The sequence below is a fragment of the Mycobacterium sp. genome (genome assembly GCF_049280035.1).
Lineage (GTDB): Bacteria > Actinomycetota > Actinomycetes > Mycobacteriales > Mycobacteriaceae > Mycobacterium.
Map to the genome: position 1 here is coordinate 1 of NZ_JBAPPI010000351.1, position 9,776 is coordinate 9,776.

Sequence of the window (9,776 nt, forward strand, 5' to 3'; positions counted from 1 at the left end):
CGTCCACCTCAACTCGGATACCGTGCGACTTTAGTTGCGCAGCAACGTCTTCCAGATACGGCACATGGCCGTCGGCGACGGGGATGCCTACCACCTGCACCGGTGCCAGCCAGGCCGGGAACGCGCCGGCGTAGTGCTCGGTGAGGATGCCGATGAACCGCTCGATCGAGCCGAACAGCGCGCGGTGGATCATCACGGGCCGCTGCCGGCTGCCGTCGGCGGCGGTGTACTCCAGCTCGAAGCGCTCCGGAAAGTTGAAGTCCAGCTGGATGGTCGACATCTGCCAGCTGCGCCCCAGCGCGTCCTTGACCTGCACCGAGATCTTCGGGCCGTAGAACGCCGCGCCGCCAGGGTCGGGTATCAGGTCCAGCCCGGACGCGGCGCCGACCTCGGCGAGCACACTAGTGGCCTCCTCCCACATCTCGTCGGAGCCGACGAACTTGTCGGGGTCCTTGGTCGACAGCTCCAGATAGAAATCGGTCAGACCGTAGTCACCGAGCAGGTCGAGCACGAACCGCAGCAGCGACGTCAGCTCGTCGCGCATCTGGTCGCGCGTGCAGTAGATGTGGGCGTCGTCCATCGTCAGGCCGCGCACCCGGGTCAGGCCGTGCACCACACCGGAGAGTTCGTAGCGGTAGACGGTGCCGAACTCGAAGAGCCGCAACGGAAGTTCGCGATAGGACCGGCCGCGCGAGCGGAAGATCAGGCAGTGCATCGGACAGTTCATCGGCTTGAGGTAGTAGTCCTGGCCCGGCTTGCGCACCGTTCCGTCGTCGTTGAACTCTGCGTCGAGGTGCATCGGCGGGAACATGCCGTCGGCGTACCACTCGAGGTGGCCCGACGTGATGTACAGCTGCTCTTTGGTGATGTGCGGCGTGTTGACGAACTCATAACCCGCCTGGGCATGCTTGCGTCGCGAGTAGTCCTCGAGCTCGGTGCGGACGATGCCGCCCTTGGGATGGAAAACGGCCAGCCCAGAACCGATTTCGTCGGGGAAGCTGAACAAGTCCAGCTCGGCGCCCAGCTTGCGGTGGTCGCGACGCTGAGCTTCCTCGACCAACTGCAGATGGTGGTCGAGCGCCTCCTGCGACTCCCACGCGGTGCCGTAGATGCGCTGCAGGCTGGCGTTGTTCTGATCGCCACGCCAATAGGCGGCCGAACTTCTGGTCAGCTTGAACGCCGGGATGTGCTTGGTTGTGGGGATGTGCGGTCCGCGGCACAAATCGCCCCAAACCCGTTCCCGGGTACGGGGATTGAGGTTGTCATAAGCGGTGAGCTCGTCGCCGCCGACCTCCATTATTTCGGCCATGTTCTCGGTTCCGACGGACTTGTCGTCGACGAGTTCGAGCTTGTAAGGCTCCTTAGCCAGCTCCTCGCGCGCCTGCTCCTTGGATTCGTAGACCCGCCGGGAGAACAGCTGCCCCTCCTTGAGGATCTGACGCATCCGCTTTTCCAGTGCCTCCAGATCCTCCGGCGTGAATGGATCCGCCACGTCGAAGTCGTAGTAGAAGCCGTCGGTGATCGGCGGCCCGATGCCGAGCTTGGCGTTCGGGAACATGTGTTGGACGGCCTGGGCCAACACGTGGGCGGTCGAATGCCGGATGACGCTTCGCCCGTCGTCGGTGTTGGCCGCCACCGGGGTGACCTCGACGTCCTGTGCGGGAATCCAGCTCAAGTCGCGCAGCTTGCCCTCGGCGTCGCGCACCACCACGATCGCGTCGGGGGCACCGCGGCCCGGCAGGCCCGCTTCCCGCACCGCGGCGGCCGCGGTCGTCCCGGCAGCCACCCGGATGGGGGCTGCTGGGGCGGGGTGTGCGAGGGCGGTCATCGACGCGGTCTCCATAGCTTTCGGGTGTTCAAACGGACCCGACCATGCTATCGGGATGGCTGCCCGCGCCCGCCGAAGCCTTAGGGCTGCCCGGGTTTGAGCAACACAAACAGCGCCTCGGCATCAGTCAGCAGGGTGTCGCCGTCGCTCAACCGGCCCGACACGAAGATCTTGCGCCCCTCCACCCGGTCGACGCCCGCGTCGATTTGCAGCTCCTTTTCGATCGGGACGACCTGGCGGTAATTGATATGCAGGTATGCGGTGCGTTGGCGAGGGCCGCCGGTGATCACCCCGGACGTCATACCCAAGACCGAGTCGAACAGCAGCCCGAGCGCGCCGCCGTGCACCGCGCTGTTGCGTCCGAGGTGAAACCGCCGAAAACGGGCCCAGCCTTGGATGCGGCCGTCGTCAGTTTTCCGCACCTTCATCGGCACCGGCAGGATGTTGCCCCTGTTCGGCAGGTCCATCCGGCGGCCTGAGGGCGTCGTCCACTCGTCAACATCGAATGGGCTGAGCAGGTCGGAGACCTTCTCGATCAGGTCAGCGGCCTCGCTGATCACCCCATCAGGTGCGTCGACCGCCCGGGCGTGATCCTGCAGAGCACGCACCGCCGCAATGAATCGCCCGTAGTCGGGCCCGCCTCTGGTGGTGGGTTCGGGCGGATTGAATCCGCCGCCCGGGTGTCGCATATGTTCGCCGGCCACCAGAACACCGTATTGGGTGGCCGGGCAGCCGCGTCGGCTAGTTGCCCTGTGCGGCGCCGGCAGCGGCCAGCGTCTCGAATTCCTCGTCGCTGAGCGTGATCTCGGCGGCGGCCACGTTCTGCTCCAAGTGGGCCACGCTGGACGTGCCGGGAATCGGCAGCATCACTTCCGATCGCTTCAACAGCCAGGCCAGCGCCAGCTGCGAGGGCGTCGCGTGATGGCCGGCCGCGACCTTCTGCAATGGACCATCGGGGGCGGCCAACGGCCCGGCGGCCAGCGGGAACCACGGGATGAAGGCGATCCCCTGGCTGCTCGCGGCATCCAGCAATGGTTCGGCGGTGCGAGCTGCCAGGTTGTACATGTTCTGCACCGACACGATCGGGGTGACCTGCTGTGCGGCGGCGAGCTGATCGACGTCGATCTCGGACAGGCCGATATGCCGGATCTTGCCTTCCTTCTGCAATGCGACGAGTTCGCCGACCTGGTCGGCCAACGGGAAGTTCGCGTCGATGCGGTGTAGCTGGAACAGGTCGATGGTCTCGACGCCGAGGCGGCGCAGGCTCATTTCGCATTCCTGACGCAGATAACTGGGGTTGCCCAGCGGAATCCACACGTCCGGGCCGGTCCGCAAAAGCCCGGCTTTGGTCGCGATGACGAGACCGTCATAGGGGTGCAGTGCCTCGTGGATGATGTCCTCGGATATGTAGGGACCGTACGAATCGGCGGTGTCAATGAAATTGACGCCGAGCTCGACGGCGCGGCGCAGCACCCGCACGGCTTCGCCGCGGTCGGCCGGCGGCCCCCAGACGCCCTTGCCGGTCAAGCGCATTGCGCCGAAGCCGAGCCGGTTGACCGTTAGCTCGCCGCCGAGGGTGAGGGTTCCGGATGCCTGAGCTGGTTGCGCGGTGTCGGTAGCCACGGTTTCGACCGTACGCCGCGCCTGGCAAGCTGGCCGGGTGGACTTGTACACGATGAGCAGCATGCCGCTGACCTATCCCGAAGTCGGTGCGACCGCCGGCCCGCCGCCGCCGGGATACCGCCACCTTGGCTTTGTGACCCAGATCGGCGCAGGTCACCAGCGGTTCGTGGAGGCCGCCGATGCGGTCATGCACTGGGGCATGCAGCGCGGTGCCGGATTACGCGTCCAGCCCAGCAGCGACGCGGTCGAGGTCGGCGCGGTGGTGCTGGTGAAGATGGGTTTCCTGAAAGCACCTTGCCGCGTGGTGTACGTCATCGACCAACCCGACGTGCGTGGCTTTGCCTATGGCACCTTGCCCGGACACCCCGAGTCCGGTGAGGAACGGTTCGTGGTGCGCCACGACCCCGTCACCGCCGCGGTGTACGCCGAGGTCTCGGCATTCTCCCGGCCCGCGACCTGGTGGAGCAAAGCCGGCGGCCCGTTCACGGCGCTGGCCCAGCGGATGATCGCCAAACGCTACGTCCACGCGGTCTGACCGCTGCCTTTGGTTCGCGACACTGAAACCGTTGCGACGACTCGCCGATGCGGTTCGCAACGGCTTAAGTCTCGGCGAACGTGTCGGTCCGAGGTGACACCGTTCGCCTATGACCGATGTGTTTATAGGCAGTGACGCCGTCCGGCACGGCAGATTAAGCCCTTATCAGCTGCGGACCGGATACCGGGCAATCCATCCCAACATCTACTTGCCGGATTGGGCGGCCGCGTCGCTTCGAACGCGTTCAGAAGCGGCGTGGCTATGGTCCGGCGGACGTGCGGTGTTGGCCGGCCTGGCTGCCGCGGCATTGCACGGCTCGAATTGGATCGACGACGACGAGCCAATCGAGTTGATCTGGCATAACCCGCATCCCCCGGCCGGCGTCGTCACCCGAAACCAACGGCTAGACGGTGACGAGATCACCCACGTCGCACGGTTGCCGGTCACTACCCTTGCACGCACTGCCTACGACCTGGCTCGGCAGCTGCCGTGCGGGAAGGCGGTGGCACGGCTTGATGCGCTGATGCGCGCCACCCCGTTTTCGATGGAGGATGTGCTGTTACTAGCCAAGCGATATCCGGGCGCTCGTGGCCTGCGACGACTACGAATGGCATTGCCACTTGTCGACGGCGGGTCCGCATCACCGAAGGAGACCTGGCTACGACTCCTGCTCATCGACGCGAAACTACCTGCCCCAACCACCCAGATAGCGGTGCATGAGAATTGGCGACCGGTCGGCGTCCTGGATCTGGGCTGGGAGAAATACCAGGTGGCCGTCGAGTACGACGGCGATCATCACCGCACCGATCGCCGTCAGTACGTCCGAGACCAGCACCGCCTTCGCAAACTAAAAGCCATGGGATGGATCGTCATTCGGGTGATCGCCGAAGATACGCCCGAGGATGTGATCCGGCGGGTCCGCGAGGCACTCGCTACACGGGGCTACCGCGACACTTAAACCGCTGCGACGACACGCCGGTACGGCTCGCAGTGGTTTAAGTCTCGGCGGTCAAATGCGCTAACCCCAGGCCGCGAGCAGCTTTTCGGCGCCCTCGCAGAGCCGGTCGATGACCTGGCCCACCGGGGCGACGCCGGTGACCATCCCGACGCCCTGGCCGGCATCCACCGGAGCGGTTCGACGATCGTCGGCAGCGAGAGCGGCGGCCAGTTCGTCGAGAGCGTTGGGGTCGTCGGCCAGCGCGTCTTCATGACCGCTCCACCGGGCGACGAAGTCGTTGCGCAGCACCCGCGACGGAAACCGCTTCGACCACGGCAGTCCCCGAACGATGTCGAACACCCGGGTGCTGGTGGTGTCGGTCTCGCGGGCCGCGACCAACGCACGACGGGACGCGTCGCTCGTCAGCGCCTCCGGACTGGCCGAAAGCACAGTGCCTAACCACGCGCCGCTGGCGCCGGCGGCCAGCACGGCTGCCAGGCTTCGCGGAGAGGCGATTCCGCCGGCTGCCAGCACCGGCACTCTTGCGACGTCCAACACGGCGTCGAGCAGCGGGAGGGTGCCGATCGTCGCATCCCCGTGGCCACCACCTTCGGAACCACGGGCCACCAGGAGATCGATCCCGCCATCTTGGGCCCGCTGCGCTTCGACGCTGTTGTAAACCTGTGTGGCCGCTGCGATCCCAGCATCGTGGGCGCGCTCGACCCATGACAAGTCAGTTCCGAAGCTGACCGATACGAGCACGGGCTGCGCGGCCAGCGCGCTATCGAGCAGCTCCGGCTCCTTGTGGATCACCCAGTCCACCAAGCCAATTCCGAATGTTCCGCGCACGTGCGGCAATTCGGCACGCAGCGACGCCGTCGACCCGGCAGTTCCCATGCCGACCATGCCCAGTCCACCGGCGGCGGTCACCGCAGCGGCGAGTCGACCGCCGGCAACGCCGCCCATCGGCGCGTTCAGTATTGGCACCCGCAGGCTCATGCGCCGCGACCACGGCGTCGACAGCATCTGGCTACGCCGAGGGAAGGCTCTTGAAGACGGTCAGCAGGATCACCGAATCGTCGACGGCTTGTAGCGAATGCCGTTGCGGCGGAATGACAACGTAATCACCGGTCTTTCCATCCCACGCGTCCTCACCCGCGGTGAGGTGCACGTGTCCTGTCAGGACCTGCAGCGACGCCTGTCCGGGGCTGTCGTGTTCGGAGAACTCATGCCCGGCCAGCAGCGCCATCACGGTCTGCCGCAGTTCGTGGGTGTGCCCGCCGTGGATGGTGTGCGACGCGCGACCGCTGTGTGCCTGCCGCGCCTCGGCCAGCTTTTCGTCGGCCAGGCTGGTCAGCGAAATCGATTCCATCAATGAGTCCCTTGTTCGGAGTTCCTCAACCGGATAGTAGAAGTATCCCGCCCGGGGGGAGGGCCACCGCGGGCGCGGGGCTCACGTCGCGGTGATCTGCCGGGTGAGGTGCACCAGACACAGATCTGGCTCGACGAAGGTGTCCAGCCGATCTGCCGTGACCGGTGCCGCCCAGGTTTCCAGAGCTCCCTGCATGAGCCCCAAGTGGATCGGACAAATGATGGCCTTCTGGATTTCCACCAGTTCCAAAAACGGGCAGTTCCGCAATCCCAGCTGCTCGTCTCCGCGACGCTCCGGGTCAAAGCCGAGCTCGTCGAGTAAACCGACCAGGTGCTCGATCGATTCATCCACGTCGGGCGCCCCGGCCGTGGCCGGAGGCGGCGGGTTCAGCCGCCGACCCCACTCGCGGCCGGCGGAAAGTGCCCTGGCGGCGGCGTCCCGATAACCGGCCAGACCCATGGCAAGGATCTCGGCCAGCAGCTGATAGTGCCGCGCGCCGCCGGGATCCATCCGCCTAGTTGCACGGAACATCAGCGCCGGCCGGCCCGGCCCCTTGCGGTCCGTCGCGACCTGTTCCACTCGGCCCGTGCCGAACAAGGTGTCGAGATGGAAGCGAACGGTGTTGGGGTGCACGTCCAGCATGTCGGCGATCGCGGCGATGCTCATCGGAGAATCGGCCGCCCGCAACACCCTCAGGACGTCGAGGCGACGACCTGAGGAGTGCTTTGCTGGTTTGACGACGGCGCTCATTTTCTCTTGAGCATTCTGCTCTCGGCAGGCCGCCGATCAGCTGGTTTTCCCAATAATGGCCCGGCGGCTTTATACAAAGGCGAACTGTAGCAATTCACCCAAGGCTTTGCCCCCTGAGCGTCAATGGTGTTGTGAATCAGCCTCTTCGAAGACGCTTTGGGCGATGCGGAAGGCGGCATTGGCATCCGGCACACCGCAGTAAACCGCGGTGTGCAGCAGGACTTCCTTGATTTCGTCCCGCGATAGCCCGTTGCGCAGTGCCGCTCGAATATGCAGCGCAAGCTCCTGGTCACGGCCACGAGCGATCAGCGCCGTGAGCGTGATCATCGAGCGGCTCCGCCGGTCCAGGCCCGGACGCGTCCAGATTGTGCCCCAGGCGAATTCGGTCACCAGTGTCTGAAAGTCGCGGGTGAAGTCGGTGATCCGCGCAGCCGCCTGGTCGACGTAGCCGTCCCCGAGCACCTCCCGGCGTACGGCCATGCCCCGGTCATAGGCGGTGTTCATTTGCGCGCCTCCTCGGGCGTTCCACGGCCCGCATCGTCGCCACGCGTGTCGCTCATCTGGCTCCGATTCTCCTCAGCTTGGCCAACACGTCGGCGATTCGGTCGGGCTGCTCAGCCGGCGCGAGATGGGCGGCCTGCGCCACCTCGATGAACCGTCCGCGGGTCACGTTGCTGGCGATGTACCGCAGCGAATCAGGCGGCGTGGCAATGTCGTTGGCGCCAGCGACAGCAACGATCGGGGTGTCGATTTCGCCGAGGCGATCACGGGCGTCGAACTCGGCGAGCGCCTCACAGGTGCGTGCATAGCCGTCGTCGTCGACCCGGCGCAGGGTATCCAGCAGCGCCCGGGCTGCGGCGGGATCGCGCTCGAAGAATCCCGGGGCGAACCATCGGCGAATCGACGGTGCCACGACTTCGCCAGTTCCGGCACTGCGAACGACTTTGGCCCGAGACTGCCAGTCGTCCGGGTCGCCGATTCGCGCCGCCGTGCAGATCAGCGCGGCCGACACGATGCGCTCGGGATGCCCGAGCAGCAGCTGAAGTCCGACGGCGCCGGCGACCGAGACACCGGCATAGGTGAACGGCCGTCCGCCGATCTTGCCTTCCACGACTTTGAGGACGCTGGCTGCGAGGTCGTCGATGGTGAAAGCGTCCCTCGGCCGCGGGCTGGCACCGTGGCCGGGAAGATCCCAGCCGATGATGTTATAGATGCCCGCCAGACGTCCTGCCACGCCAGACCACAGGGCCGCGACGGAGGTACCCAACGACGGGCCGACCACCAACGTCGGCAGATCCGGTGACCCGCCCAGATGCGACCCGCGAATTCGCGGGGCGGTCACGGGCGTTCCTTGACTATCCGCTTAGCACGATCCAGGCTCTCGTCGATCAGAGCGTCGCCCGCACCGAAATAGTTGCCGGACGGGGCTTTTCCGGCCAGCTCAGCGATAACGCGTTGCTCGCCGAGTACCTCGACGCTGCCGAGGTTACTGGCCATCTGCGCCGGATGGACCTGCAAACCGGCCAACAGTTCGCTGCACTGGGCGCCGGCGACAACGGCTCGCCGGGCAAGAATGCGTAGCGTCTCCCATTCGGCATGCCATGAGCCGTCGGGACGTTCGTCGTTGGCCAATGCGGCGGCGGTGTGCAATGTCGCGCCCAGCGACGGCGCAGAAATCGCTGCGCGGCGAATCAGGATGGACAGCACCGGGTTACGCTTCTGCGGCATGCTCGATGACCCGCCGCGGTCTCCGGATGCGGGCTCGCTCAGTTCGGCGATCTCCGGCCGGGCCAGAGTCACAACGTCCGACGCGATGCGGCCCCAGGCGTCGGTGCATCCGATCAACGCGTCGCCGATCGCGGTGACTGGTGCGCGGGTGGTGTGCCACGGCATCCGGACAGCCAAACCCAAAGTCGCTGCGGTGTTTTGCACCAGCTCCATCGAGGTTCCGCCGGGATTTGGGTGACCGGCAAGCGCAGCCAACTCAGTCGCGGCGGCCAGCGTGCCGCCCGCGCCGCCGATCTGGACCGGAATGATTAGCGCACCGAGTTGTTCATATGCGTCGACGACGCCGTTGCACCACACCGCCGCCTTGACCCCGAACGTTGCGGGCACCGCATGCTGGGTCAGGGTGCGAGCCACCATCGGCGTGTCGCGGTGAGTCGCCGCAAGCGCTGATAGGGCTGAAATCTGTTCGGCGAGTTGTGACTTCAACTCATCGACGACGTCACGAGTGGCGAGCATCAAGCCGGTGTCGATCACGTCCTGGCTGGTAAGGCCGCGGTGAATCCATCGACCGACCTCCGCGCTCGCGCGGTCACGAAGCAGTGCCACCAACCCGATCGCGGGGTTGCCGCCATCCTCCGATTTGGCCGCGAGTGACTCGCGGTCGCCGGCGCTCACCAGGCCGGAAAGGTCAGCGCCGCTGCATTGATCCGGCGCCAGACCCGCGGCGACCAGTGCATCCAGCCAGGCCGATTCCACCGCGACCATCGACGCCAACAGCGTGGCGTCGGACATCAACGTCCCGGCGCGCTCATCTCCCGGCCACAACAGGTTGGTCATCGCGAATCCCCGCGGTAGGCCAGAAACACGGTCTCGCAACGGCCCTGAAGGTGAATATCGAAGCGGTATCCGCCCTTCTCGGCCACGCAGATCAGGGTTTGGCGTCGGGTGCCGTCCAGGGCGCTCAACAGCCGATCAGCGTCCGGGTCGGCATCCGGCAGGTAGG

Annotated in this window: 11 protein-coding genes and 1 pseudogene; 2 read left to right on the top strand and 10 right to left on the bottom strand. The window is 66.0% G+C overall.

Going from position 1 to position 9,776, the window contains the following annotated elements; all coding sequences use genetic code 11:
• The 3 genes from thrS to WAN71_RS11790 form a co-directional block, all read right to left on the bottom strand.
• Positions 1-1,828 (bottom strand): threonine--tRNA ligase (thrS, locus tag WAN71_RS11780; RefSeq protein ID WP_422225500.1); only part of this gene is annotated, 1,828 nt, incomplete at its 3' end.
• Between the two features lie 80 nt (positions 1,829-1,908).
• The gene (locus WAN71_RS11785) at positions 1,909-2,535 is read right to left on the bottom strand and encodes a PaaI family thioesterase (protein WP_422225509.1); all 627 of its coding nucleotides are present in this window, start codon (positions 2,533-2,535) and stop codon (positions 1,909-1,911) included.
• A gap of 34 nt (positions 2,536-2,569) precedes the next feature.
• On the bottom strand, positions 2,570-3,451 hold the full coding sequence (locus WAN71_RS11790) for an aldo/keto reductase (RefSeq protein ID WP_422225501.1): 882 nt from the start codon (positions 3,449-3,451) through the stop codon (positions 2,570-2,572).
• A 52-nt stretch (positions 3,452-3,503) separates the two neighbouring features.
• On the opposite strand from WAN71_RS11790, the gene WAN71_RS11795 reads away from it, so the two are divergent.
• Both WAN71_RS11795 and WAN71_RS11800 read left to right on the top strand, forming a co-directional pair.
• Complete coding sequence (locus WAN71_RS11795; protein WP_422225510.1) at positions 3,504-3,986, top strand: DUF1990 domain-containing protein; 483 nt, start codon at positions 3,504-3,506, stop codon at positions 3,984-3,986.
• A 109-nt stretch (positions 3,987-4,095) separates the two neighbouring features.
• On the top strand, positions 4,096-4,944 hold the full coding sequence (locus tag WAN71_RS11800; protein ID WP_422225502.1) for an endonuclease domain-containing protein: 849 nt from the start codon (positions 4,096-4,098) through the stop codon (positions 4,942-4,944).
• A 60-nt stretch (positions 4,945-5,004) separates the two neighbouring features.
• On the opposite strand, the gene WAN71_RS11805 is transcribed toward WAN71_RS11800, so the two are convergent.
• From WAN71_RS11805 to WAN71_RS11835, 7 genes and pseudogenes are all read right to left on the bottom strand, one after another.
• Positions 5,005-5,949 (bottom strand): NAD(P)H-dependent flavin oxidoreductase, encoded by a 945-nt coding sequence (locus WAN71_RS11805; protein ID WP_422225503.1) that lies wholly within the window; start codon positions 5,947-5,949, stop codon positions 5,005-5,007.
• 4 nt (positions 5,950-5,953) lie between these two features.
• The gene (locus tag WAN71_RS11810) at positions 5,954-6,295 is read right to left on the bottom strand and encodes a cupin domain-containing protein (protein ID WP_422225504.1); all 342 of its coding nucleotides are present in this window, start codon (positions 6,293-6,295) and stop codon (positions 5,954-5,956) included.
• Between the two features lie 81 nt (positions 6,296-6,376).
• Positions 6,377-7,045, bottom strand: a complete 669-nt coding sequence (locus tag WAN71_RS11815; protein ID WP_422225505.1) for a helix-turn-helix transcriptional regulator — start codon at positions 7,043-7,045, stop codon at positions 6,377-6,379.
• 120 nt (positions 7,046-7,165) lie between these two features.
• A complete protein-coding gene (gene pcaC / locus WAN71_RS11820; protein WP_422225506.1) occupies positions 7,166-7,549 on the bottom strand; it encodes a 4-carboxymuconolactone decarboxylase in 384 nt (127 codons plus the stop codon).
• A 52-nt stretch (positions 7,550-7,601) separates the two neighbouring features.
• Positions 7,602-8,387, bottom strand: a complete 786-nt coding sequence (locus WAN71_RS11825) for an alpha/beta fold hydrolase (RefSeq protein ID WP_422225507.1) — start codon at positions 8,385-8,387, stop codon at positions 7,602-7,604.
• A complete protein-coding gene (locus WAN71_RS11830) occupies positions 8,384-9,610 on the bottom strand; it encodes a lyase family protein (protein ID WP_422225508.1) in 1,227 nt (408 codons plus the stop codon). Before WAN71_RS11830 ends, WAN71_RS11825 begins: the two co-directional genes overlap by 4 nt.
• Positions 9,607-9,776: pseudogene (locus WAN71_RS11835) on the bottom strand (protocatechuate 3,4-dioxygenase subunit alpha); the annotation flags it as partial. The pseudogene WAN71_RS11835 and the gene WAN71_RS11830, both read right to left, overlap by 4 nt.

What these genes read in the sequence shown, in the direction of transcription:
- WAN71_RS11815 (WP_422225505.1), bottom strand. Translation starts at nt 7,045, where the DNA reads ATGAGCGCCGTCGTCAAACCAGCAAAGCACTCCTCAGGTCGTCGCCTC.
- pcaC (WP_422225506.1), bottom strand. Translation starts at nt 7,549, where the DNA reads ATGAACACCGCCTATGACCGGGGCATGGCCGTACGCCGGGAGGTGCTC.
- WAN71_RS11830 (WP_422225508.1), bottom strand. Translation starts at nt 9,610, where the DNA reads ATGACCAACCTGTTGTGGCCGGGAGATGAGCGCGCCGGGACGTTGATG.
- WAN71_RS11795 (WP_422225510.1), top strand. Translation starts at nt 3,504, where the DNA reads ATGAGCAGCATGCCGCTGACCTATCCCGAAGTCGGTGCGACCGCCGGC.
- WAN71_RS11810 (WP_422225504.1), bottom strand. Translation starts at nt 6,295, where the DNA reads ATGGAATCGATTTCGCTGACCAGCCTGGCCGACGAAAAGCTGGCCGAG.
- WAN71_RS11800 (WP_422225502.1), top strand. Translation starts at nt 4,096, where the DNA reads ATGACCGATGTGTTTATAGGCAGTGACGCCGTCCGGCACGGCAGATTA.
- WAN71_RS11805 (WP_422225503.1), bottom strand. Translation starts at nt 5,949, where the DNA reads ATGCTGTCGACGCCGTGGTCGCGGCGCATGAGCCTGCGGGTGCCAATA.